21 protein-coding genes are annotated in these 25,816 nt (G+C 49.8%); 10 read left to right on the forward strand and 11 right to left on the reverse strand.

Annotated elements, in window-relative coordinates; genetic code table 11:
• Nucleotides 1-106: 106 nt before the first annotated feature.
• A complete protein-coding gene (locus tag ACXAGQ_RS02510) occupies nt 107-313 on the reverse strand; it encodes a DUF2517 family protein (protein WP_317523450.1) in 207 nt (68 codons plus the stop codon).
• A 133-nt stretch (nt 314-446) separates the two neighbouring features.
• On the opposite strand from ACXAGQ_RS02510, the gene ACXAGQ_RS02515 reads away from it, so the two are divergent.
• A complete protein-coding gene (locus ACXAGQ_RS02515; protein ID WP_475251548.1) occupies nt 447-1,292 on the forward strand; it encodes a DUF1853 family protein in 846 nt (281 codons plus the stop codon).
• A 32-nt stretch (nt 1,293-1,324) separates the two neighbouring features.
• Here ACXAGQ_RS02515 and pgm read toward each other — a convergent pair whose 3' ends face one another.
• Together pgm and seqA are read right to left on the reverse strand one after the other, a co-directional pair.
• Nucleotides 1,325-2,971: a phosphoglucomutase (alpha-D-glucose-1,6-bisphosphate-dependent) gene (gene pgm / locus ACXAGQ_RS02520; RefSeq protein ID WP_475251550.1), complete on the reverse strand. Its 1,647-nt coding sequence runs from the start codon at nt 2,969-2,971 to the stop codon at nt 1,325-1,327.
• 39 nt (nt 2,972-3,010) lie between these two features.
• On the reverse strand, nt 3,011-3,562 hold the full coding sequence (gene seqA / locus ACXAGQ_RS02525; protein ID WP_475254647.1) for a replication initiation negative regulator SeqA: 552 nt from the start codon (nt 3,560-3,562) through the stop codon (nt 3,011-3,013).
• 102 nt (nt 3,563-3,664) lie between these two features.
• On the opposite strand from seqA, the gene ACXAGQ_RS02530 reads away from it, so the two are divergent.
• The 3 genes from ACXAGQ_RS02530 (at nt 3,665) to fldA (ending at nt 5,411) form a co-directional block, all read left to right on the forward strand.
• A complete protein-coding gene (locus ACXAGQ_RS02530) occupies nt 3,665-4,432 on the forward strand; it encodes an alpha/beta fold hydrolase (RefSeq protein WP_475251552.1) in 768 nt (255 codons plus the stop codon).
• 77 nt (nt 4,433-4,509) lie between these two features.
• Entirely contained in the window at nt 4,510-4,731 is a 222-nt protein-coding gene (locus tag ACXAGQ_RS02535; protein WP_107298499.1) for a DUF2788 domain-containing protein, read from the forward strand.
• A gap of 152 nt (nt 4,732-4,883) precedes the next feature.
• Nucleotides 4,884-5,411 carry a flavodoxin FldA gene (gene fldA, locus ACXAGQ_RS02540; RefSeq protein WP_475251554.1) on the forward strand — a complete coding sequence of 176 codons (528 nt, stop codon included), beginning with the start codon at nt 4,884-4,886 and terminating at the stop codon, nt 5,409-5,411.
• A gap of 73 nt (nt 5,412-5,484) precedes the next feature.
• Here fldA and ACXAGQ_RS02545 read toward each other — a convergent pair whose 3' ends face one another.
• Nucleotides 5,485-6,009, reverse strand: coding sequence for a DUF4442 domain-containing protein (locus ACXAGQ_RS02545; RefSeq protein ID WP_475251556.1), 525 nt, complete (start codon nt 6,007-6,009; stop codon nt 5,485-5,487).
• A gap of 202 nt (nt 6,010-6,211) precedes the next feature.
• On the opposite strand from ACXAGQ_RS02545, the gene fur reads away from it, so the two are divergent.
• Nucleotides 6,212-6,658: a ferric iron uptake transcriptional regulator gene (gene fur / locus ACXAGQ_RS02550; protein WP_107298496.1), complete on the forward strand. Its 447-nt coding sequence runs from the start codon at nt 6,212-6,214 to the stop codon at nt 6,656-6,658.
• 132 nt (nt 6,659-6,790) lie between these two features.
• Here the strand turns inward: fur and glnS are convergent, their stop codons facing one another.
• The 3 genes from glnS to nagE form a co-directional block, all read right to left on the reverse strand.
• On the reverse strand, nt 6,791-8,455 hold the full coding sequence (gene glnS / locus ACXAGQ_RS02555) for a glutamine--tRNA ligase (protein ID WP_475251558.1): 1,665 nt from the start codon (nt 8,453-8,455) through the stop codon (nt 6,791-6,793).
• Between the two features lie 190 nt (nt 8,456-8,645).
• The gene (locus ACXAGQ_RS02560) at nt 8,646-11,285 is read right to left on the reverse strand and encodes a beta-N-acetylhexosaminidase (protein WP_475254649.1); all 2,640 of its coding nucleotides are present in this window, start codon (nt 11,283-11,285) and stop codon (nt 8,646-8,648) included.
• A 282-nt stretch (nt 11,286-11,567) separates the two neighbouring features.
• Nucleotides 11,568-13,058 carry an N-acetylglucosamine-specific PTS transporter subunit IIBC gene (nagE, locus tag ACXAGQ_RS02565; RefSeq protein WP_475251560.1) on the reverse strand — a complete coding sequence of 497 codons (1,491 nt, stop codon included), beginning with the start codon at nt 13,056-13,058 and terminating at the stop codon, nt 11,568-11,570.
• A 256-nt stretch (nt 13,059-13,314) separates the two neighbouring features.
• Between nagE and nagB the strand changes: the two genes are divergently transcribed.
• From nagB to asnB, 5 genes are all read left to right on the forward strand, one after another.
• Nucleotides 13,315-14,115 carry a glucosamine-6-phosphate deaminase gene (gene nagB, locus ACXAGQ_RS02570; RefSeq protein ID WP_475251562.1) on the forward strand — a complete coding sequence of 267 codons (801 nt, stop codon included), beginning with the start codon at nt 13,315-13,317 and terminating at the stop codon, nt 14,113-14,115.
• 14 nt (nt 14,116-14,129) lie between these two features.
• Entirely contained in the window at nt 14,130-15,266 is a 1,137-nt protein-coding gene (gene nagA / locus ACXAGQ_RS02575) for an N-acetylglucosamine-6-phosphate deacetylase (RefSeq protein ID WP_475251564.1), read from the forward strand.
• Nucleotides 15,267-15,268: 2 nt separating this feature from the next.
• Nucleotides 15,269-16,483 (forward strand): DNA-binding transcriptional regulator NagC, encoded by a 1,215-nt coding sequence (gene nagC / locus ACXAGQ_RS02580; RefSeq protein ID WP_475251566.1) that lies wholly within the window; start codon nt 15,269-15,271, stop codon nt 16,481-16,483.
• 216 nt (nt 16,484-16,699) lie between these two features.
• A complete protein-coding gene (locus tag ACXAGQ_RS02585) occupies nt 16,700-18,286 on the forward strand; it encodes a cation:proton antiporter domain-containing protein (RefSeq protein ID WP_475251568.1) in 1,587 nt (528 codons plus the stop codon).
• A 348-nt stretch (nt 18,287-18,634) separates the two neighbouring features.
• Complete coding sequence (gene asnB / locus ACXAGQ_RS02590; protein WP_475239125.1) at nt 18,635-20,317, forward strand: asparagine synthase B; 1,683 nt, start codon at nt 18,635-18,637, stop codon at nt 20,315-20,317.
• A gap of 96 nt (nt 20,318-20,413) precedes the next feature.
• Here asnB and ACXAGQ_RS02595 read toward each other — a convergent pair whose 3' ends face one another.
• The 4 genes from ACXAGQ_RS02595 to htpG form a co-directional block, all read right to left on the reverse strand.
• Complete coding sequence (locus ACXAGQ_RS02595; protein WP_475251570.1) at nt 20,414-21,718, reverse strand: inosine/guanosine kinase; 1,305 nt, start codon at nt 21,716-21,718, stop codon at nt 20,414-20,416.
• A gap of 156 nt (nt 21,719-21,874) precedes the next feature.
• Complete coding sequence (gene hemH, locus ACXAGQ_RS02600) at nt 21,875-22,876, reverse strand: ferrochelatase (RefSeq protein WP_475251572.1); 1,002 nt, start codon at nt 22,874-22,876, stop codon at nt 21,875-21,877.
• 183 nt (nt 22,877-23,059) lie between these two features.
• Complete coding sequence (gene adk, locus ACXAGQ_RS02605; protein WP_475251574.1) at nt 23,060-23,704, reverse strand: adenylate kinase; 645 nt, start codon at nt 23,702-23,704, stop codon at nt 23,060-23,062.
• A 182-nt stretch (nt 23,705-23,886) separates the two neighbouring features.
• Nucleotides 23,887-25,785 (reverse strand): molecular chaperone HtpG, encoded by a 1,899-nt coding sequence (gene htpG, locus ACXAGQ_RS02610; RefSeq protein WP_475251576.1) that lies wholly within the window; start codon nt 25,783-25,785, stop codon nt 23,887-23,889.
• Between the last annotated feature and the right edge of the window lie 31 nt (nt 25,786-25,816).

Consider the following 25,816-nt stretch of genomic DNA (forward strand, 5'->3'; position numbering starts at 1 on the left):
AGTAGCTGTTGATCTTTTCCTGTACCCTATACTCAGAACAAGTTAAGCAACAAAAAAGCTGCCGAACGGCAGCTTTATCAGGTCATAATGATGAAGGCGCTAGCAGTTAGTAAAGGTGCTGAGCCGCCAGCTCGGTCTGGGTCAGCCAAACGGGTTTGGTACTGGTTTTCAGCCATACCCGGTGCAGGTAGCTATATAGCTTTGAGCGTGTTTCCACTGGAGTGAACATCATGACGGGAAAGGTCACTACACCGACAGTGACTACAAACGCACGGCGAACAAAAATACGCAACGGTGAATAGCGAGTATACATAACGCCTCCTTGGCCAAGCAGAACAACATACTGGTCTTATTGTTCTAATCTATTGAAATAACCTAGAGTCAACACTCTAAAACAGGCTATTTCATAGTCAATATCATTATAAAAAGAAGGGCTTTATAGCGAAATGTCTACTTTTTACAATAACAACACAGCCATCAAACATGCCGATAACAGCCTCAACGCTATACTTACCCTCCCGCCACTATTAGGTGGCCATCCATTCATTGCTGACCAGCGTTGGCTGGATGAATTTGCCAGTAATGCGATTATCCCAAAAGGTATCGAGTACCAAGGTGGACGTCGTTTGGGCTTTTTCTACCAATGGCTATGGCAGCAACTGATCATGCACCACCCATGCTATGAACTACTGGCAGAGGAGATCCAACTCAGTGTCGACAAGCGCACGCTCGGCGCGGTTGATTTCCTGGTTAAAAACTTGAGGACAGGTGAAGTTGAACACTGGGAAGTCGCCATCAAGTTTTACCTCGCGTTTGAAGACAGGTGGCCCGGCCCTAATGCCCGTGACGATCTGGATAAAAAAGCCAACAAAATGCTCAGCCACCAGCTCATGCTGTCTGACCACCCGGCCTTTATAGATCAGTACCAAGCACAATTTGGCCAAATCAGTCAGCGCCGGCTGATCATGCAGGGGCGTGTTTTTTTCCCCGCCTTTGCTGATTATGCAGGGTCAGGGATCCAGCTTGGTGCAGAGGCGGCTAAAGGCTTGTGGTGCTATTCGGGGCAAGCCGCTCGGCTCAACTTAAGGCCTATCGCCAAGCCTGAGTGGATAGCTCCACCCCATTACGGCCAAATTGCCGAAGAGCCCGCCCTAACCTCAGTCAGCAACCCGACGATGGCTGTCGCCCCTGATGGCCAGGTGTGGTTTGTGATGCCCGAGCACTGGCCTCATTCTTCAATGAAAAAGGTGCCAATAGCCAAAGCTACAGGCATAAAAAAACGCCCGCTCTAAAGAGCAGACGTTTCATCAATAGTCCCGAGAGATTACAGGCCAGCGTCGGCAAATACCTTACTGACAATTTCCTGTGCTTCTTTCTCAATCAAAGCCAAGTGCTCTTTGCCCTTGAAGCTCTCGCAGTAGATCTTGTAGATATCTTCCGTGCCTGATGGACGCGCAGCAAACCAGCCGTTTTCAGTGGTTACTTTCAGGCCGCCGATAGCCGCACCGTTACCCGGTGCATGGGTTAGGCGTGCCGTGATTGCATCACCAGCCAGCGTCTCAGCTGCAACCATCTCAGGAGATAGCTTGCTAAGTACCGCTTTCTGCTCACCGTTTGCCACGGCCTGCAGGCGGTTGTACTCAGAAGCGCCGTGCTTAGCAGCCAGCTCTTCGTAGTACTGCTGCGGGTTTTTACCCGTTACCGCTGTGATTTCAGCAGCCACTAGGCAAAGCAGGATACCGTCTTTGTCGGTTGACCAAGGCGTACCGTCCATGCGCAGGAATGAAGCCCCCGCACTTTCTTCGCCGCCGAAGCCAAGCTCACCGCTGTACAGGCCATCAACAAACCATTTGAAGCCAACCGGTACTTCGCAAAGCTCACGACCAAGATCAGCCACCACACGGTCGATTAAAGCACTTGATACCAAGGTCTTACCTACAGCGACTTGCTGTGCCCAATCTGGACGATGGCGGTATAGGTAATCAATACATACCGCAAGGAAGTGGTTCGGGTTCATCAAACCAGCAGGCGTGACGATACCGTGACGGTCGTAATCTGGGTCGTTACCGAAAGCCAAGTCGTACTTGTCTTTGTGCGCCAGCAGGCCAGCCATTGCGTAAGGCGATGAACAGTCCATGCGAACAACACCGTCTTTGTCTAGCGACATAAAACGGAAAGACGGGTCGATAGACTCATCTACAAGCGTTAGATCCAGACCGTAATGTGCCGCGATCTGACGCCAGTACTCGATACCAGAGCCACCTAGTGGATCAACACCGATTTTCAGGTTGGCTTTCTGGATAGCGGCCATATCGATGACATTAACCAAATCGTCAACATATGGTGCAACTAACTCACGCTCTTCAACCAAGTCGCTCGCAAAAGCGTCTTCGATTGATACGCGCTTAACATCAGCCATACCCGCTGCAATGATCTCATTAGCGCGAGTTTCAATCGCTGTTGTCAGTGCACCTTCCGCCGGGCCACCGTGGACAGGATTGTATTTGATACCGCCGTCCTGAGGTGGGTTGTGGGATGGCGTGATAACAATACCGTCAGCTTTGTCCTCATGCACCTTGTTATGGCACAAGATAGCATGTGAAATACCTGGGGTCGGGGTATAACCACGGCCCTGCTGGATCACCACCTGCACACCGTTCGCCACCAGTACTTCAAGCGTCGAAGTAAAGGCTGGCTCTGACAGAGCGTGGGTATCTTTACCTAGGAAAAGTGGGCCTGTTACGCCATTGGCCGCTCTAACTTCAGCTACCGCCTGGGCAATAGCCCAGATATGGTGCTGGTTGAAAGTTCCTTTGTCGGCAGTACCGCGGTGACCAGAAGTGCCGAAAGCGACCTTCTGCTGCGGATTTTGAGCACTAGGCTCAATCAGGAAATAATTTGCCACCAACGCGGGAATATTATGCATATCTTCTTGCTGGGCACGCTGCCCCGCACGAGGATGAATAGCCATTAACGTATCCTTGTAAAAACTAAATAGGCATATTGCCAGTTAAATTTCACCGCAAACTTTTTCAATGATATCGCCACCGAAGCTCATCTTGACCATCAGTTGCTCAACCATCTGACGTTTACGATCAGTATTCGTGTTTGTGATCACCCAGAAAGGCGTGTCCGGAATTTGCTTAGGCTTAGTGGTTTTACCACTGGCCAGCAGTTTCTCTTCTGTGTCGGCGAAGTAAATTCGGGTACGCCCTTTAATAGCAGCCGCTTCAGAGAAACCTTGAGGATCAATACGATAAAGCGAGGTCAATACCAGCATAAATCGGCCAATCGCCTTTTCCTGCACGGCAAACTCGTCAGAAATCAGCAAAGAGCGCATTTCTTTTACGCGATCATTGTTTGGTACCACATTGCCAGCATCTTTGCTTACCACTACGCCTTTCGGGCGTACTGGCATTACTACCTCTTGCTGCAAGGTCGCTACAGATTGGTCTGGCATCATCAGCAAGCGGCGCAGGATATCCGAAGCACTTTCACCAATGTGCTGGGTCTGGCTTGCGATATAACGATATAGCTCTTCGTCTACCTCAATAGTCTTCATCGTAGTGTTCATTATCGTTCCGTTTAAAAATCACCGAGAGATTATAACGTGATCCGAAGTTATACTCTACGGTAAAGCGTTAACAACAAGAGAAAATAGTCAGTGAATCTTCATTACCAAGTCGACGGTCAGGGCGATGCGATCGTCTTGATCCACGGCCTGCTCGGCAGTGCCGACAATCTCGGCCTCATGGCCAGATCATTGAAAGATAAATATAAAGTGATCAGCGTTGATCTTCGCAACCATGGCCGCTCACCACACAGTGATCAATTTACCTACCGCGAAATGGCACAGGATGTCCTGACGGTTATCGACCAACTCGACATCGAGCACTTCTCGCTGATTGGTCATTCTATGGGCGGCAAGGTGGCAATGGCAGCAACGGAACTTGCCGCATCCCGTATCAACCATCTCTTAGTGTTGGACATGGCCCCGGTTCACTACCATGTCCACCGCCATGAAAATGTGTTCAACGGTCTGCGCGAGGTTACTCGCCATACCGTCACCAAGCGCAGTGAAGCCGAACCTCTATTGGCAAAACACGTGGTTGAACCAGGGGTACGCCAGTTCCTGCTAAAATCCTTTGCCAAACAAGACAGCGGTCTGTTCGACTGGCGTTTCAATGTCGAAGGCTTGATCGCCAACTATGCCACTATCATGGGTTGGCAGGATATCACTCCCTTTACCGGCAAAACCCTGTTTATCAAAGGGCAGGATTCTGAGTACATTCTACCGGAACACCGTATGGCTATCGGCACCCAGTTCCCCAATGCCAAAGCGCACTTGGTGGCGAATACCGGCCACTGGCTGCATGCCGAGAAGCCAGAAACGGTCAATCGCATCATTTTGAACTTCTTGCAAGGTGCTTAGCGTTAACAGGCGGGTATTGTCTATGATATAGTGCGCGCCTAGCTCAAGAATGACGATAATGTGGAAAGGAGACACAAATGTTGTATGAGCACATGGATTTGCTTGAATCTATTGGGCTGGATTTGCTCTTTGCCGCGATATTTTTCTTTATCGGCATGGCCATTAAAGATGTGCTAAAACAAGGCAATGTACCGCCTTTTGGCCGAAAAATCGTCTGGCTGGTTCTTTTCCTTGGATGTGCCGGATTTATTACCAAAGGTCTTATCCAAATCAGCTGGGAAGGCGCAGGCATCGGCTAAAATTGAACGAATACTGTCATTGATTGCCATAAGCAGTTATGCGCTGACTTAAAAAACGCACTCAATGATCATCAGGGTATACTCCTGACAAGGCTATTTCTATCGTTGGCAAGTAAGCTAACGGTCAACATTAATTACGGGTAATTTCTACTATGGCAAGTGTAGGACTCTTCTTTGGTAGCGACACTGGTAACACAGAAGCGGTCGCTAAAATGATCCAGAAACAACTGGGCAAAAAGCTAGTTGAAGTCAAAGATATCGCGAAGTGCAGCAAAGAAGATATCGATAACTTTGACCTACTGTTGCTAGGTATCCCAACTTGGTACTACGGTGAAGCACAGTGTGACTGGGATGATTTCTTCCCAGAGCTAGAGCAGGTAGACTTCTCAACCAAGCTAGTTGCTATCTTTGGCTGTGGTGACCAGGAAGACTACGCAGAATACTTCTGTGATGCGATGGGCACAGTGCGTGAAATCGTTGAAGGCCGTGGCGCAACTATCGTGGGTCACTTCTCTACCGAAGGTTTCGAGTTCGAAGCCTCTAAAGCCCTAGTCGATGACAACCACTTTGTTGGCCTATGTGTTGACGAAGACCGCCAGCCTGAATTGACTGAACAGCGTGTTCAGAGCTGGGTTAACCAAATTTACGATGAAATGTGCCTAGCAGAGCTTGCTGACTAATCATTTCATTTGTCGGAATACCAAAATGCCGGGCTCAATGCCCGGCATTTTTTTATCTGCCATCAGCCATTCATCAAGAGACTGCCTGCCCATCATCAATGGTTTCTTCCCCATCGTGCTGTTCGGCTTCTCGGTACTGCGGTTTTTTGCGCACGTATAGCACCCGCTTAACCTGCGACACTACATCACCACGGGTATTTTTTACCTGCACCACAAATTCAGGAAAATACTTCTCCCCACTTGTTGTCGCATGGAGGATCTGTTCAAGGTGATCTTCCGTTATCACAAAGTCAGCATATAAATCAGTATTGCCAGGCTTGATAAAATGAATTTCTGCCTGCTTGTCCCAGACGAAATATTCTTTGCCGAGGATCCCTATCAGCATCAAAGCATAGACAGGATCGGTCAGCGAAAAAATGCTACCACCGTATTGAGTACGATTAGCATTTTTATTCCACCATCTTAACTTTAGCTTTATCTGCACTTCGCGAAAATCATCAGAAATGCGAACAATACGTATTCCCGCTCCCCAGAAGGGAGGCCATAAATTCAGGGCAAACTTCACAATTGACGGGCGGTAGAATCGGTACACGGCCATAATCCCTCAAAACTGGTACGATGAGTCTATTCTAACTCGCAAGCGTACAATTTCACAACAATATTGCAACACAAAGAAAAGTTAGATATCAGCAAGATTGACCTGTTTTATGGTTTATTGTTACCTTGTGGTCACTTATAATGAGGATAGAAGAGAAAGACTACTGTACCATGAGGGTGCGGGTAGCCAATAGGAAACTCCAATGTCAGATAATAACCATGCACTAAAACAAGCTGGCCTAAAAGTAACGCTTCCACGCCTAAAAATCCTGGAAGTGTTACAACAGCCGGATTGCCAGCATATCAGTGCTGAAGACTTGTATAAGAAGCTAATCGATATCGGTGAAGAAATTGGCTTGGCGACGGTATACCGCGTTTTAAACCAATTTGACGATGCCGGCATTGTTACGCGTCACCATTTCGAAGGTGGTAAATCTGTGTTCGAACTAGCGACACAGCATCACCATGATCACCTTGTATGCCTTGACTGCGGCAAAGTTATTGAGTTCTCTGATGAAATCATCGAAGAGCGCCAAAAAGAAATCGCTGCTAGCTTCAATGTCCGCCTTACCAATCACAGCCTATACCTATATGGTCACTGCGCCGAAGGTAACTGCCAAGAAGACAGCACACTGCACGACAAAAAATAATTAAGCTCAAGTAAAAAACAATAAGGCCGGGAGCTCAACACTTGGCCACTCATCCAGCTTAGCGTTTGTTGTTGTACACCAATAAAAAAACCAGCCTTGCGGCTGGTTTTTTCATATCAGGCTAAATCAGGCTTAGTCGCCAATCTTTGCCCAAGTATCACGTAGGCCAACTGTACGGTTGAAGACCAACTTCTCTTTCGAAGAGTCTTTGCTATCAGCACAGAAGTAGCCCATACGTTCGAACTGGAATGCTTTCTCCGCTTCTGCGTCAACCAATGATGGCTCAACAACACCGTTCATCACGGCCAGTGACTCAGGGTTGATAACAGAAACGAAATCATCCGCAGCACCTGGGTTTGGTACTGTGAACAGGCGATCGTATAGACGAATTTCAGCCGGGATACCCTGCTCTGCAGATACCCAGTGAATTACGCCTTTCACCTTGCGGCCGTCAGCTGGGTTCTTACCTAGCGTCTCGTTATCGTAAGTACAGAAGATAGTGGTGATGTTACCTTCTTCGTCCTTCTCGATGCGCTCAGCCTTGATCACGTACGCGCCACGCAGGCGAACTTCTTTGCCTAGTACCAGGCGCTTGTACTTCTTGTTCGCTTCTTCGCGGAAGTCTTCACGCTCGATGTACAGTTCGCGGGTGAACGGTACTGTGCGGCTGCCCATCTCTGGCTTGTTCGGATGGTTGGCAACATCCAGCATTTCTGCGTCGCCCTCGAAGTTCTCGATCACGACTTTTACAGGATCAAGTACAGCCATCGCACGTGGTGCGTTCTCGTTCAGATCGTCACGGATACAAGACTCCAGCGAGCTCATCTCGATAGTGTTGTCTTGCTTGGTGACACCGATACGCTTACAGAACTCACGGATTGACGCTGACGTAAAGCCACGGCGGCGCAGGCCGGAGATAGTCGGCATACGTGGGTCATCCCAACCGCTAACCAAGTTCTCAGTCACTAGCTGGTTAAGCTTACGCTTGGACATCACCGTGTATTCCAGGTTCAGGCGGCTGAACTCATACTGGCGTGGCTGGCAATCAATAGTGATGTTATCCAGTACCCAGTCGTACAGGCGGCGGTTGTCCATGAATTCCAATGTACAGATAGAGTGCGTAATGCCTTCTAGCGCATCAGAAATACAGTGGGTGAAGTCATACATCGGGTAGATGCACCACTTGTCACCAGTCTGGTGGTGAGTTGCAAAGCGTACGCGGTAGATCACCGGATCACGCAACACCATGAACGGTGAAGCCATGTCGATCTTCGCGCGAAGGCTCATCTTGCCTTCTTCGATCTCGCCGTTCTTCATTTTTTCGAACAGCTCAAGGTTTTCTTCTACGCTGCGATCACGGTATGGGCTGTGCTTACCGGCTTCGGTAAGGGTGCCGCGGTATTCGCGCATTTGCTCTGGACTTAGCTCATCAACATACGCTAAGCCTTTATTAATCAATTCAATAGCAAACCCGTACAGCTTATCGAAGTAGTTCGATGAGTAACAAATCTCACCGCTCCACTCAAAGCCCAACCAGTTAACATCGTTCTTAATAGACTCAACGTATTCGATGTCTTCTTTCTCAGGGTTAGTATCATCAAAACGAAGATTACATTGGCCCTGATAGTCCTGAGCAATACCGAAGTTCAAACAAATAGATTTCGCATGGCCGATGTGCAGGTAGCCATTTGGCTCCGGCGGGAATCGGGTATGTACGCTTGTATGTTTGCCACTTGCTAAATCCGCATCAATGATCTGGCGGATAAAGTTAGTTGGACGAGCTTCAGATTCACTCATCAATTACACCTCGTGTGCTTACAGGATTTTTAAGTCCCCTATGATCCATAAATATAGGGGCCGACTCAACAAATAGTGTACATTGTTTGTCGATATGAATAAAAAAACCCCGCAATCGCGCGGGGTCTCAAATAGAATCGGCCGAAACAGGCGGGTTTACCCCGCCCAGTCGTGATTTTTAGCGAACAATTTATAGCGAAACAGAGCGGCTAAAGCGCTTGCCATCGGCACTCACAGCCCGCACCTCTACATCACCCGACACTGCTGGTTTGCGGTTAGCATCATAGGTCTGCCACGTAGCCCCAGCATCAGTTGAGTATTGAAGTGCCAGGCCCGGCATACTGATATTCATATGCAGCTTGCCTGCCTCAACCTTGGCACCCGGTACCGGAACGCGGTATTGGATCCCGGCCGCATCCAGCTTGGCAAGTTCTCGCTGGCCTAGCAGGTTGGCAAACCGCGCCCAATCGCCGTGCAGTGCAGCCTTATCAACATACTGGGTAGACTGGCTGTATTCGACTCCCGGTTGGTAGTCACGCTCCCATTTTGCCTGGTGCCAAGCACGCTCGGCAGCAGCAAGTACTCGAGGGAAAACCATGTATTCATATTGCTCGTCGGTACGGACCGTTTCGCTCCAAAGCTGGGCGGACAAACCGTGGAAGCCATCAAAGCCGGCAGTCCCCTTGCTGGCAAAACCGTTACCATCGCGATCAACCGAGGTTTCGGCATTCTGCGGTAGGTTTTCCGGCGCAAAACCGAACATCTTGCGGGTATCAGTAGCACGGGTCGCCCAGTAGTAGCCACGCTCTTGCGGGTCAACTTCGTAAGGCATGTCCATGTAGACATAATCCGGGTTAGAGACAATCAGATCGTAGCCTTTGGCTGCCCAGTCGTATGCGGATGCACCGCCGCCCCAGTAAAGTACATCCCAGAAGTTGACGCGGACATTCTCGGTGGCAAAGGCATTGGCGCCCTCAGAATACTTGAGGCCATCCTGCCATGCCTGGAAGTTAGCAATGCCCTTCTCTGCCACCACCTTGCTGACTTTCTCGGCGAAGTAGCTTGGCAGGTGGGCGTAATCGGACACGACACCATCAGCGATAGCCTGCTGGCACATTGGCGATTTAGCAAACGGCTTATCTTGTAGGGACAGATCCAGGTCGCCTTTCCACTCGACCTTGTCCGCTGCATTGATATCCTGGAAACCGGCGCCTAGCTTGATGTTCTTGGCTTCATCACCACCGAAATGCCAGGTATTGAGCGGCATGCCTGCTTGCTGGTGCATCGCTGCCACTTCAATGATCACCTTATCAACGAAGTTCAGCGAAGAGTCCATACATGGGTTGATAAAGCTGCGCTTGTCGTAGAACTGCACCGTCGTGACATTGGATGTGTCTTGAGGATCCATCAGGCGGTACTGGTTGGCTGCCGCCAAGTCACCTTCAGCGGCCAAGCGCTGGTAGCGTGCTTCCATCGCAATCACCGCAGCGCGTGAGTGGGCCGGCATGTCGATTTCTGGGATCACTTCAATACCGCGGGCCTTGGCGTATTCCAGGATATCGAGGTAGTCCTGCTTGCTGTAAAAGCCCGAGCCGAAATTATTGTTGTCCGGGCCAGAGCCCAGCTGCGGCAACAAACAGGTTGTTTCCGACAAGTCATGGCAACGCTGGCCGCCGATATCCGTTAGCTCAGGCAAGCCCGGGATCTCGATACGCCAACCTTCATCGTCTGTCAGATGGAAATGGAACTTGTTCATCTTGTACGCTGCCATCTGGTCAAGCGTACGCAATATCGCTTCTTTTGAGTGGAAGTTCCGGCCCACATCGACCATCACCCCACGGTAGTCAAAGCGAGGCGCATCCGTAACCTTCAAGGTTGGGATTGTCTGCTCGGTGCCGGTTCCCATCAGCGACATCAGCGACTGCAAGCCATAGAAGGCCCCTTGGTAATCATAACCAGTAACTACTGTGCTGCCTTTACTGACTTCGAGTTGGTAGGCTCCAGAGACCTTATGGGCTTTATCAAAGCGTTGTGGGTCCAGCACCAGCTTAACCGGGTACTGGCCCTGGGTGTCTACCCCCAGGGTTGCCATACGTTCAGTGGCTGCTGCCAGCATTGGGGTTGGGATTGCCTGGTTATCAATACGGATCCCGCTGGCAAGAGACACTGCACTGCCGGTCAAGCGCGTTTCCAGCGGTGTCGGGATTATGGTTCCCGCTAGCTCTTCCTTGGCAATCAAGTCTACATCGCTGTTTTTCTCGAAGCGCGACTGGGCCGTTGCCAGGATATTGTTGTCTGCCGGGGTACGCTTCCAGTTCTCGCCATCAATGACCGATAGGTAAGCCGATGGGTCTTCGCTTTCCATACTTTGCAGTGTCTTCGGCTCGGAATCGCCAGCCACGACATAGGCCCGTGGCATGTAGTCATTTTCAAACAGCGTCCAATACTCACCTATGTATGGGATCACCACGCTTTCACCAGCCGCAAAGCCCTGAAACTTGTCTGTCGGCTCCAAGGTATGCAAGTCACCGGTGATATGAGTCACCTTGAACTGCTCATTCTGAACATCCAAGATCATACGGATACTGTGGAAGTAGATTTTCCAGTCAGTATCATTCAGCGCCGGGCCATTGTTGGTCAGCGTCAGGTTGATCAAGTCACACGATGCCCACTCAGCGGCCAGTTCACGGCATTTCAGTCCTTCGTTTGCCCCATGATTGGTGACCACTTGGTAATTCATTCCCAAGTTAGCAGCCAATGCATCGGCGACTTGCTGATCGGCCTGAGTATTTGAGCGGGTTGAATCTGAAGCACAACCTGTTGCTGCCATTGCAACAACAGTGGCCAGTAGGCTTAATTTGAATGTTCTCACGAGTAACTCCTTATCCCGAAACCCCGAGGCAGCACCAACCATTGGTGCCCTCCCGGGCAAACAAACATAACAATGATCTGAAACCGCACGCACCAAGAGTCCCCTTGAAATCCCGGCATCGCCGGCAAGGTTGGAAGGCAGTGTAAAGCGTGTGGTATCAGGTGATTATTGAGTCTGAATCAATATCGGCCTCCGAATGGAGGCCGATAGGGTCGTTATCTATGACTTAGGATGAAGTCATTAAGGAAGTTTTACCGCTGATAGGTCTTCGTTCGGAGAAACTTTTTTCATCTCGCCAGCAACGATTTCAGCTAGTGGGCCAAGGATAACCTGCAGGTTGTTTGAACCAAGCTTAACCACACCCATTGCACCTAGTGCTTTCAGCGTTTTCTCGTCAGCAAGGCTGCTGTCTTTCAGTGTTAGACGTAGACGAGTGATACATGCATCGATGTTTTCTAGGTTAGATACGCCACCTAGTGCAACGATGTATTGCTTCGCTAGCTCACCAGTTTCCTGTGAACCACCTACCTCTGAAGAAGCTTCTTCATCGTCTTCACGACCAGGAGTCTTCAGGTTGAACTTAACGATAACGGTACGGAAGATTGCGTAGTATAGGCCGAAGAATACCAGACCCTGAACAATCAGCATGTACCAGTTTGTTGCAAGCGGGTTACGCGTTGATAGAACCATATCAACTAGACCTGCAGAGAAGCCGAAGCCAGCAATCCACTGCATTGACGCTGCGATGTATACAGAGATACCCGCTAGGAATGCGTGAAGTACGTATAGGCCTGGTGCTAGGAACATGAATGAGAATTCTAGCGGCTCAGTTACACCGGTGAAGAATGATGCGAAACCTGCTGCAATCATAATAGAAGCAACTTTTTCTTTGTTCTTCGCTTTAGCAGTGTGGTAGATAGCTAGCGCTGCACCTGGTAGACCAAACATCATGATTGGGAAGAAACCAGCCTGGTACATACCCGTTACACCTGGAGTCGCTACGCCTTCAGCAATTGACTTCGCACCACCTAGGAAGTTAGGGATATCGTTAATACCTGCTACATCGAACCAGAATACAGAGTTCAGTGCGTGGTGTAGACCCACTGGGATTAGTAGACGGTTGAAGAATGCATAGATACCTGCACCTAGCTCACCCAGACCCTGGATACCTTCACCGAATGATACTAGGCCACCGTAAACAGTTGGCCATACGTACATCAGAATGAACGCGATAAAGATACCGGCAAAAGAAGTCAAGATAGGTACAAGACGCTTACCAGAGAAGAATGCTAGCGCTTTATGAAGCTCAACATGTGAGAAGCGGTTGTAGATTTCAGCCGATACGATACCCACTAGGATACCAACGAACTGGTTATTAATCTTCCCGAAGGCTGCTGGTACTGCGCTTGCGTCAATACCCTGGATCTGAGCCACAGCACCCGGAGAAAGTAGAGTGGTAACAACAAGGAAACCAACGAAACCAGATAGTGCTGCCGCACCGTCTTTGTCTTTAGACATACCGTAAGCAACACCCACTGCAAACAGTACTGACATGTTATCGATGATCGCGGCACCTGCTTTGATCAAGAAGGCAGCAAGTGCACTGTTCGCACCCCAGCCGTTCGGATCAATCCAGTAACCAATACCCATTAGAATTGCTGCTGCAGGTAGCGTGGCGACAGGCACCATCAATGCTTTACCTACTTTTTGAAAATATCCAAGAATGTTCACCCTTAGTTCCCCCTATGGTTTTCTTAGATTCGATGTTAGGTAACTTATTTTAGCTACCCGATTAAGTTACTTGCAGTTTAAGAATTTTATTTCGCCCCGCAAATTAAAACGTCATCATTTGTGATCTTAGTCACCAGTATTGGCAATTGGCAGGCGATTTTGCTAGCTCGATCATAAAACTTATTTTATCATGCAAAACAAATGCGATATCACGCTATGATTTAACTGTAATTTAATTTTGGAATGAGGTGTCACTGTGAGACTAATCCCACTGAATGAAGCTAAAGATGTAGGTTTGTGGTCAGCTCGCTATATTGCTGATCGTATTAACAAATTTGAGCCAACAGCGGAACGTCCTTTTGTCCTGGGCCTACCAACAGGTGGCACCCCGCTAGCGACTTACAAGCGCCTAATCGAGCTTTATCAGGCCGGCGAAGTAAGCTTCAAGCATGTTGTAACCTTCAACATGGACGAATACATTGGTATTCCGGCTGACCACCCAGAGTCGTACCGTAGCTTCATGTACAACAACTTCTTCAACCACATTGATATTCAAGAAGAAAATATCAATTTGCTGAATGGTAATGCTGAAGACCACGAAGCAGAGTGCCAGCGTTACGAAGACAAAATTAAGTCCTACGGCAAAATCAACCTATTTATGGGTGGCGTGGGCAACGACGGCCACATTGCATTCAACGAGCCAGCGTCTTCACTGGCTTCTCGCACCCGTATCAAGACCCTGACTGAAGATACCCGCATCGCAAACTCCCGTTTCTTCGATGGCGATATCAACCAGGTTCCTAAGTACGCACTGACTATCGGTGTGGGTACCCTGCTAGATTCTGCGGAAATCATGATTCTGGTAACCGGCCACAACAAAGCACTTGCCCTACAGGCTGCGGTTGAAGGCTCAGTAAACCACCTATGGACAGTCTCTGCACTTCAGCTTCACCCTAAATCTCTGATTGTGTGTGATGAGCCATCAACACAAGAGTTGAAGGTGAAGACAGTGAAGTACTTCAAAGAGCTAGAAGCTGAAAATATCAAGCACCTGTAATTAAGGAGTTATTCATGTACGCGCTAACCAATTGCCGCATTTACACCGGTAGCGATGTGCTGAATAACCACGCCGTCATTATTGACGGCGTGAACATTCATGCTGTCTGCCACGAATCAGAGCTGCCTTCTGATATCGAAACCCGCGATCTAGATGGAGCCAACCTGACTCCAGGCTTCATCGACCTCCAGCTAAATGGCTGTGGCGGTGTCATGCTCAATGACGAAATCAACGCCGACACTATCCACACCATGCACCGTGCCAACCTGAAATCAGGCTGCACCAGCTTCCTGCCAACGCTGATCACCTCTTCAGACGAAGATATGAAAGCAGCCATCGCTGCCGAGCGTGACTACCAGAGCCAATACAACAATCACTCACTAGGCTTGCACCTTGAAGGTCCATACCTGAACGTGATGAAGAAAGGCATTCACTCTGTTGACCATATCCGCCGCTCTGACAACGAGATGATCAACACTATCTGCGAAAACGCTGATGTGGTTACCAAGGTCACCTTGGCGCCGGAGCAGAACGACCATAGCCATATCGAGCAGTTGGTTAAAGCCGGTATCGTAGTATCAGCTGGCCACACCAATGCAACTTATGTGGAAGCCCGCAAAGGCTTCGCATCCGGTATTACGTTTGCTACCCACCTGTTCAACGCGATGACGCCAATTGCTGGTCGTGAGCCAGGTATGGTCGGCGCCATTTACGACACACCAGAAGTCTATACTGGCGTGATCGCCGACGGTTTCCATGTCGATTATGCCAATATCCGTATGGCACACCGCATGAAAGGCGACAAACTTGTTTTGGTCACCGATGCAACTGCACCTGCAGGAGCAGACATGGATCACTTTATTTTTGTCGGCAAGAAAGTATATTACCGAGATGGCAAGTGTGTTGATGAGAATGGCACACTTGGTGGTTCGGCACTGACGATGATCGAAGCGGTTCAGAATAGTGTCGAACATGCAGGTATCGCCCTGGACGAAGCGGTCCGTATGGCAACCCTCTACCCTGCTCGCGCGATTGGCGTCGATCAGAAGTTGGGAGCCATCAAAAAAGGCATGGTAGCAAACCTGGCTATTTTTGATCGTGACTACAAGGTTCGGGCGACTGTTGTTAACGGTGAATACGAGCAGAATTAACTATGACAGGCGGACAAATTGGTAATGTTGATCTGGTAAAGCAGCTAAATAGTGCAGCTGTTTACCGGCTCATCGACTTGCAAGGCCCTATATCGCGAATCCAGGTAGCTGATGTCAGTCAGCTTGCACCTGCAAGTGTTACTAAAATCACCCGCCAACTGCTGGAGCGCGGCCTGATCAAAGAGGTCGCGCAGCAGGCTTCCACCGGAGGCCGGCGTGCAATTTCGCTGACGACTGAGTCAGCGCCTTTCCACTCGATCGCAATTCGTCTTGGGCGAAATTACATCGAGCAAACTATTTATGATCTCAGCGGCAAACACATTGTCGGCTCTGCGCATCCTTTCCACTATACCAATCAGCAAGAACTCATCGATGGCTTGCTAGAGCATATCCGCAAGTTCATTGCAGACAACCAGAACGTGCTGCGTGAATTGGTTGCCTTTGGTATTACCCTTCCGGGCCTGATTGACCCAGAAAGCGGTGTGGTTGAGTACATGCCGCATATCGATGTCGACAACCTGCCACTGTCAGAAATTATTACCGAAAAGTATGGCGTTGCCTGCTTTGTTGGCAATGATATCCGCGGCTTGGCGTTGGCCGAACATTACTTCGGTTCGAGCAAAGACTGCAAAGACTCTATCCTTGTCAGCGTTCACCACGGTACAGGTGCCGGGATCATCGTCAACGGCCAGGTATTCCTGGGCTATAACCGCAATGTCGGCGAGATCGGTCACATCCAGATCGACCCATTAGGCGACAAGTGCCAGTGCGGCAACTTCGGTTGTCTTGAAACCGTCGCAGCCGATCCGGCGATTATTCGCCATGTTCAGGCACTGCTGGACCAAGGCTACCCTAGCTCACTGCAGGAGCTAGAAGACGTCACTATGCCTGCCATCTGTGAAGCAGCAAACAAAGGTGATGAGCTAGCCAGCCAAGCGCTTATCAAGGTGGGCAACCAGCTAGGCAAAGCCCTGGCAATGACGATTAACCTGTTCAATCCACAGAAGATCATTGTGGCGGGCAACATTACCCATGCTAAGGATGTGGTTTTCCCGGCTATCCGCCGCTGTGTAGAAACTCAATCGCTGTCGACTTTCCACAAAGATCTACCGATCGTTGAGTCTCAGCTCTACACCCAGCCGACCATCGGTGCTTTCTCCATGATCAAGCGTGCAATGCTCAACGGTGTCTTGCTGCAACGCTTGCTTGAAGAATAAGAAACAATGTAAAACGCTTTGAATAGCTTTCTAAGTTATTCATCCTGTTACAAAATATTAAGGGCAGTCTCCAGACAGGTGACTGCCCTTTATGTTATATTTCGCCAATCAATAAAGTACCCTCATTGATAGAGGTACCTATCCAACAGCCAGCCCTCACTTATAATTCATCCACATTCGGGCCTGGCAAAGCACCATAAAGGAAGTCAGCCTAGCATGGAACTTATCTATATCATCGCCGCCTTTCTGGCTGGCTTTATCGCACTCCGGTGCAAACTGCCCCCTCTGGTGGGCTTTCTGGTTGCAGGTTTCGCCCTCAATACCGCAGGTTATGAATCAACGCCGGTATTATCGACGCTGGCAGATCTCGGTGTCACCTTGCTGCTGTTTACCATCGGCCTCAAACTCGATGTCAAAACCCTTCTCGCCAAGGAGATTTGGGGCGGAGCGACCCTGCATAACTTGCTAACAACCGGAATATTTACCCTGGCCCTGCTGATCTTAAAACAGCTCGGCATAGGCATGATGGCCGATCTCGATGTGGCACAGCTCGCGCTTCTGGCCTTTGCCCTGTCGTTTTCAAGCACCGTTTTTGCCATCAAGGCCCTGCAGGAAAAAGGCGAGCTCAATGCCACCTACGGTACCCTCGCCATTGGTATCCTGGTCATGCAGGATATTTTTGCAGTGCTCTTCCTGACCGTCTCAACCGGTAAGGTTCCTGAAATTACCGCACTCGCCCTGTTTGCCCTGCCGCTGCTGCGCCCGTCCCTGTTTAAAATCCTCGACCGTGCCGGCCATGGCGAGATGCTGGTGCTATATGGTATTTTCCTTGCGCTAGTCGCCGGAGTCGGCCTGTTTGAACTGGTGGGTATGAAGGGTGATCTCGGGGCACTGATTATGGGGATGATGCTTGCTGCCCACCCCAAGTCATCGGAAATGTCCAAATCGCTGTTCAACTTCAAAGAGCTACTGCTAGTTTGCTTCTTCCTCAATATTGGTTTGGCAGAGCAGCCGACACTCGACGGCCTGCTGATGGCGCTGCTGCTAATGGTGATGCTGCCGCTAAAGGGGATCCTTTACTACGTCATCTTCAACCTATTCCGCTACCGCGTCCGGACTTCCCTGCTCGGTACCCTGACCCTGTTCAACTACAGTGAATTCGGCCTGATTGTCGGCGGCCTGGCCTACAAGATGGGCATGCTGCCGGGCAGCTTCCTCGTGGCTATTGCCATTGCAGTATCCCTTTCCTTCCTAGTGGCTGCGCCGCTCAACAGCTTGGGCCATAAGTTATACAAGGATGCTTCAAAATGGCTCAAAGAGTTCGAGCCGGAGAAACTCAACGCCAGCGACCGCTTGATTGACTTGGGTAAAAAACAAGTCCTGATCCTTGGTATGGGCCGCATCGGCAGCGGCGCCTACGACGAGCTAGTAGAAACCTATGGCAACAACATCATTGGTGTCGAAGCCCGTGAAGACTCTGTCGAGCTACACCAAGAGCAAGGCCGCCATGTTATCCACGGCGATGCGACCGACCCGGACTTCTGGGCCAGGGTAATTTCCAAGCAGAATATCAAGCTGATCCTTTTGGCAATGCCACACAGCCAGGCCAACAGCTTCGCTCTCGAGCAGATCCGCGAGCGCAATTACCAGGGCCAAATTGCCGCCATCGCCAAGTACGGTGATGAAGAGGAAGAATTGAAAGCTCTTGGGGTCGATGCCGCCTTCAATATCTACCATGAAGCCGGTAGTGGTTTCGCCCGCCATGTGTGCGAACATTTGACGCCACAAATTAAGTCCAACTAATTTTCTCCACTCCTAGATCAAACGGCAGCTTCGGCTGCCGTTTGTTTTTATGCGCAAAATATCGCCCACCTTTAACTTTTATTCGTTTATTTTTATTTATTTTAAATAATATTCAGTCAAAGCTCTTTTTGTTTATTGATTTGAAATTGATGGTTGCAATTTATTATCGAATACGCAATTTTAACAATTAACGAAAGGACAGCGATGACGTGGCCAAGATCTGCCTAGCACATAACAAAGTGCTAACGCATCGAAGAAACAAACCAACACAACAGGTTATCTTCACCGCCACGCTGATTCCGACATTTTTCATGGATAGCAACATTAGTTAATTTTGGGGTAGGAAGTATGTGTTCAGTATTTGGGATCCTAGACATCAAGAGTGATGCAGCAGCATTGCGTCACACTGCATTGGAAATGTCTAAAAAAATGCGCCACCGCGGCCCTGACTGGTCTGGTATTTATTCATCAGAGAAAGCCATTCTGGTTCACGAGCGTCTGGCTATCGTCGACCTGAACAGCGGTGAGCAGCCTCTGTACAATGCTGACAAAACACATGCCCTTGCTGTCAATGGCGAGATCTACAACCACAAAGAGCTGCGTGCTGAATTTGCACCTGACTACCCTTTCCAGACCGAGTCTGACTGTGAAATTATTCTGGCGCTTTACAAAGAGAAAGGCCCAGAGCTGCTTGATTACCTGAACGGTATTTTCGGCTTCATTCTTTACGATGAGCAGGAAGACGCTTACCTGATTGGCCGTGACCATATCGGTATCATCCCGCTTTACCATGGCTACGATGAGCACGGTAACTACTATGTCGCGTCAGAAATGAAGTCACTGGTACCTGTTTGTAAAACAATCAGCGAATTCCCTCCAGGTTCCTTCCTATGGAGCAAAAACGGCGAGCCGACACGCTATTACAAGCGTGATTGGATGGAATTCGATTCAGTGGCGGATGCCAAAACGGATAAAGTGGCGCTAACTGAAGCCCTTGAAGGAGCTGTTAAGCGCCAGCTAATGACTGACGTTCCTTATGGTGTACTACTGTCCGGTGGTTTGGACTCATCCGTTATTTCTGCAATCACCAAGAAATTCGCAGCAAAGCGTATTGAGGATGATGAACAGTCGCAAGCATGGTGGCCAACCCTGCACTCCTTTGCCATTGGCCTGGAAGGTGCACCAGATCTAAAAGCGGCGAAAGTTGTTGCCGACAGTATTGGCACCGTTCACCACGAGCTGACCTATACGGTTCAGGAAGGGCTAGATGCTATTCGCGATGTGATTTACCACATCGAGACTTACGATGTAACGACTATCCGCGCCTCTACACCTATGTACCTAATGTCGCGTAAAATCCGCGCCATGGGCATCAAGATGGTGCTGTCGGGTGAAGGTGCCGATGAAGTGTTCGGTGGCTACCTGTACTTCCACAAGGCGCCAAACGCCAAAGAGTTCCACGAAGAAACAGTTCGTAAGCTACTGGCACTTAACATGTTTGACTGTGCCCGTGCCAACAAGTCGATGGCCGCCTGGGGTATCGAAGCTCGAGTGCCGTTCCTCGACAAAGAGTTCCTGGAAGTGGCAATGCGCCTAAACCCTGAAGACAAAATGTGCGGCAACGGCAAGATGGAAAAACACATTGTCCGCGAATGCTTCGGCCATTACCTGCCAGAATCGGTAGCATGGCGCCAAAAAGAGCAGTTCTCAGACGGCGTAGGCTACAGCTGGATTGATACCCTCAAAGAAGTGGCTGAGGCGAAAGTGTCAGATCAGCAACTCGAGACGGCGAAGTTCCGCTTCCCATACAACACGCCAACCACCAAAGAAGCTTACGCCTACCGTGAGATATTCGAAGAGTTGTTCCCATTGGAAGATGCGGCGAAATGTGTACCGGGTGGTCCATCTATCGCATGTTCAAGTGCCAAGGCGATTGAATGGGATGAGAGCTTCAAGAACAGCGCTGACCCATCAGGCCGTGCGGTAGCAGCCGTACACAACGAAGCCTACGAGGCAAAAACACAAGCTTGATAAGCTGATAGATGCAGAGCGAATAACAAAAAACCGCCGGCACCGGCGGTTTTTTTATGACTTTCTACCAAGGCTTGATAAACAAGCAACGGCGAATTAACGCTCCCAGTATGCTTCTTCCAAGCTATCTTCACGCTCAGGCAGGCCGCGAGACAAACGTGGTGAGTGCTGGGCCAGCACTTCGTAACTCACACGGTTCGAGTACAGACAGATCTGAGAGAACGACGAGTAAGTCAGGAAGTCAAACTGGTGCTTGCTTGATTTCGGCACATTATCTTTGTGGTAACGGTTGGCAGACATATCGTGCAGCAATGCAGAAAGTGCGCCATCACCGGCACCATTGGTGTTCTTGATACGCTCTGGGCCACCCATATAAGGGGCAATGTGCGAGTATACCTTGATCGGGTTCTGGCACTCGGTTTTCAGCATCGGGCGGCTGAACTCGTAGCGGTTGAATTCAGGAATTTCACCCGGTAGCAGCGGCAGGCTGGTTTCACGCTTGGCTTCATCTTCCGTGTAGCCAGCGGTGTAAAGGCCTACAGGGCCAGCTGTGCACAGTACCAAATCAACCCACTCAAGGGTTTTCTCAGAGGCGATCAATGGATCAGACTCGCCGGTCAGCGCTTCTGCTTCATCTTCGTTCATCGCTACCACAGTGACGTGATCGCGCAGGAAGTCGCGCCACCACTGCGGATCGTCTTCGATCACAAACTTGGTGCCCAGTGTCAGTACCACAGGTACATCATGCTTTTTCGCATACTCGATCGCCTGCATGGTTGCCGCTGGCATTGGGTCGCCGTCTTTACAGCGTACTAGGTAAGCTGTCAGTACCAGCGCAGAAGCGCGCTTGAACACATCTTCCGGGATGCTGCTTGGCTCAAGCTGGTTCATACGGCCTTCGTTGATCGCGAAGGTACGCTCACCTTCTTTGGAGATCAGGGCAAAGCAACGGCCAATCGGGCCATTGACCGGTTGCAGATGGTTCATATCCATGCGGCTAGAGGTGTTGCACAGATAACGGTAGGCGTAGCTGCCGATTTCGATATCTTTACTCATCACACCCAGCAGCACTGACTTATCATCAGCCAGCACAGAGTAGTTATGAAGGGTATTACCGATTGTGCCACCAGCGAACTCGTGGCTGATCAGTTCTTTTTCTTTTAGCTCACGGTAAAGAGCTTCTGCTTTCTCATCGGAGATAACCAGCGAGTGGCCTTTACTTAGCTCATAGCGTTCCAGGAATTCATCTTCGACACATGCTTCAATATCAACCAGTGTTTGGTCAATACCGACAATATGCGTGCGTGTTAGTCGCTTGTCTTGCTTAGCCTGGCTAAGAAGGGGATCACGAGCATGGACCGGGAAGTAATGCTTAGATTTGCGTTGGCCTGGAAATTTCATGTCAATGAGCTGTCTGTTGAGAAATTTTTGCGAATTCTATCACAGAATATAGAACAAAAAAGAAAAAGCTCTCACAGAATGTGAGAGCTCCATCGTCAATCAGGCAAGATTCCCATACAGGGTGTTCACCATTGTCGACACCCTACCGCCAAAGCGCTAAACCGACCAACCTTGGCTATGCTGCTGCACCAGAGAAGCCATCAAATCAATATGGGCAGGGTTATCATTCAGGCAAGGGATCAGGTTGAAGCTCTCCCCTCCCGCTTCAAGGAAGACCTCTTTGCAACCTTCGGCAATCTCTTCCAAGGTCTCAAGGCAGTCCACCGAAAATGCTGGGCAAATGACATCCAGACGCTTAACCCCTTTCTGAGCCAGTTCACGAATGGTGCCTTCGGTATACGGCTTGAGCCATTCCTCCCGGCCAAAAATAGACTGGTAGCTCATGCTCATTTTCTCACGCGGCATATCAAGCTGTTCAGCGAGCAAAGCCGTGGTGCCATTACAGTGTTCAGGGTATGGGTCACCATTGTCAGCATAGCGTTTCGGGATACCATGGTAAGAACACAGCAAATAATCGGCCTTGCCATTCTGCTGCCAAAAATCATTCACTGACTCAGCCAGCGCAGAAATATACCCCGGGTGGTCATAATAGTGGTTCACGAAGCGCAGCTCGGGAATATCAGCCCTCGCTTTCAGTACTTTTGCCACCTTGTCGAATACCGCAGCCGTCGTAGTACGTGAATACTGAGGGTACAACGGCAGCACCAGCACCCGCTCGCAACCTTGCTGTTTCAGAGCATCTAGGCCATCGAGCATACTCGGACTGCCGTAAGTCATCCCCAGCTCAACGGGTACACCCAGCTTTTCAGACAGTGCTTGCTGCTGACGCTTCGAATACACCATCAGCGGCGACCCATCATCCATCCAGACCGATTGGTACAACTTCGCCACCTTCGGCGAGCGGATTGGCAAAATCACACCATGAAGGATCGGGCACCATAACCAGCGGCTCATATCAACCACACGGAGGTCATGGAGGAATTCAGACAGGAAACGCTTGACCCCTGCAGGCGTCGCTTCATCAGGCGTACCCAAGTTAACCAGCAGCACGCCATACGGGCGGGTTTGATTATTGTTATTTGTGCTTTGCTCGCTCATATCATCCTTCCCGCTTTTGGCGGTATCGATCAATCAACTCATTAATAGGTTGGTATAACTGTATCAGTTTTCTTTTCAGTCGGTTATACCTTATGTGGCATTATTTGGATCAATTTTCTGCCGCATAAAAAAACGGGCTGGCCCAATGGCCAGCCCGTTATGAACTTGCTAAGCAGCTTGCAATTAAGCCAGTGCTTTTTCCAGCTCTGCGCTTACAGCGGCTACAGGCTGAGTACCGTCGAATTTCAGGTACTTAGTGTTGCCAGCTTCTGCTTCTTTGTTGTAGTAAGCAATCAAAGGTGCAGTCTGATCATGGTATACACCCAGGCGAGCACGTACGGTTTCTTCTTTGTCGTCATCACGAACAACAAGATCTTCACCTGTTACGTCGTCTTTACCTTCAACCTTAGGCGGGTTGTAAACTGTGTGGTAAGTACGGCCAGAAGCTAGGTGGGCACGACGGCCAGCCATACGCTCAACGATCACATCGTCAGCTACGTCGAATTCGATCACGTAGTCAACGTCAACGCCGATTTCTTTCAGGCCGTCAGCCTGAGGGATCGTGCGTGGGAAGCCGTCAAGCAGGAAGCCTTTTGCACAGTCGTCTTCAGCAATACGCTCTTTAACCAGACCAAGGATGATGTCGTCTGACACAAGCTGGCCAGCATCAATGACGGATTTCGCTTGTTTACCTAGCTCAGTACCTGCCTTGATTGCTGCACGTAGCATGTCACCAGTAGAGATTTGTGGAATACCAAATTTCTCCATGATGAATTGTGCCTGAGTACCTTTACCTGCACCTGGAGCGCCCAGAAGAATGATGCGCATCTTGTTCCCCTTTAGATTTGAATGGAGTTTTCAAAGAAGTGAAAAATACACTGATTACGCCGCAGTCGCAAGCCCAGTCCCCGACTGGGCAGCGATTACATGCTTTATCAGAATACAATTTGACACCGGTAGCCGGCGATTAGACCTTAGTCCTACCCTGCCCCGGCCGATATTATTGCTTATTATGCCAGCAGCTTGTTGACGGCAACCAGGAACTGGGATGGATCGTCCATCGTTCCCTTTTCGGCCAGCATCGCCTGGCCCAGCAGCATTTCTACCCAGCGGCCAAACACTTCCTCGTCCGCTTCGTCTGCCATCTTGCTCACCAGCGGGTGCTCTGGGTTCAGCTCGAAGATGTACTGTACCTCAGGCGCGTCATGGCCAGCCGCAGCAAGCAGTTTCGCCATCTGGGTGCCCATTTCATTTTCGTCAGTCACGACCACCGCAGGGGTGTCTTTTAGCTTGAACGTAGTACGTACATCTTTCACACGCTCGCCAAGGTAGGTTTTGGTGCGCTCAACCACAGACTGGAAGGCTTCTTCTGTTTCCTTGCGCTTCTCTTTCTCTTCTTCTTGCTCAAACGCAGAAAGGTCAAGATCCGCTTTAGTGATCGCCTGGAATTGCTTGCCGTCAAACTCTGGCAGGTGGCCCATCAACCACTCGTCGATGCGGTCGTGCATCAACAGAACTTCTAGCCCCTTGGCACGGAACTGCTCCAAGTGCGGGCTGTTCTTCGCCGCGCTGAAGCTATCGGCAGTCAGGAAGTAGATCTTATCCTGGCCTTCTTTCATGCGCTCGATGTAATCGGTTAGCGATACTGTCTGTTCAACCGTCTCGGCGTGGGTCGAGCTAAAGCGCAGCAGCTTGGCGACTTTCTCGCGGTTGGCAAAATCTTCTACCGGGCCTTCTTTAAGCACCTGGCCGAATTCATTCCACAATGTCTGGTATTTGCCAGCATCGTTGTTTGCCAAACGCTCCATCATTGTCAGGGCGCGCTTGGTGCAGGCTTTGCGCAAAGACTGGGTCACTTTGTTATCCTGCAGGATTTCGCGCGATACGTTCAGTGGCAGATCGTTGGAATCAATCAGGCCGCGCATGAAACGCAGGTAAGACGGCATGAACTGCTCGGCATCGTCCATAATGAATACACGCTGGACGTATAGCTTAAGGCCATGCTTGCTGTCACGGTTGTGCATATCCCACGGTGCTTTCGATGGGATATATAGCAAGCTGGTGTAGTCCTGCTTACCTTCGACACGGTTGTGGCTCCACGTCAGCGGCTCAGCAAAGTCATGGGAGACATGCTTGTAGAATTCTTTATATTCGTCTTCTGAGATATCTGACTTATTGCGGGTCCAAAGCGCTTGCGCCTTGTTGATTTGCTCCCACTTGCGGCCGGTTTCTTTGCCTTCCTCGTCACGCTCCACAGTCTGGATATGAACTGGGATACCGATATGGTCAGAGTATTTACCGATAATGTCACGCAGGCGGTGCTCACTCAGGAACTCTTTCTCTTCATCACGCAGGTGAAGAACGATGTCAGTACCACGGGTTTCTTTGGTGATATCTTCAACTGTATAGTCGCCTTCACCGCCAGACTGCCAGCTAACAGCTTGGTCAGCTGAAATACCCGCCGCACGGGTATTCACTGTCACAGCATCCGCCACAATAAAGGCTGAATAGAATCCAACACCAAATTGGCCGATCAATTGTGAATCTTTTGATTCATCTTCGCTTAGCTTGGCAAAGAAATCTTTAGTACCTGATTTGGCAATGGTACCCAGGTGCTCAATCACATCATCACGGGTCATACCAATGCCGTTGTCACTGATCGTCAACGTACCTGCCTGCTCGTTGAACGACAGCTTCACACCGAGCTCGGCGTCATTTTCATACAAGTCTGGCTGAGACAACGCACGGAAACGCAGCTTGTCGGCCGCATCGGACGCATTCGAAATCAGCTCACGCAAAAAGATCTCTTTGTTGGAATACAAAGAATGGATCATCAGTTGCAGCAGCTGCTTCACCTCTGACTGAAAACCACGGGTTTCCTTATTGTTGTGGGTAGTTTGTTCGCTCATTTCAACTCCGAAACTTGTATCAATAAACATT

This window comes from Photobacterium sp. ABD4_091, assembly GCF_056160145.1.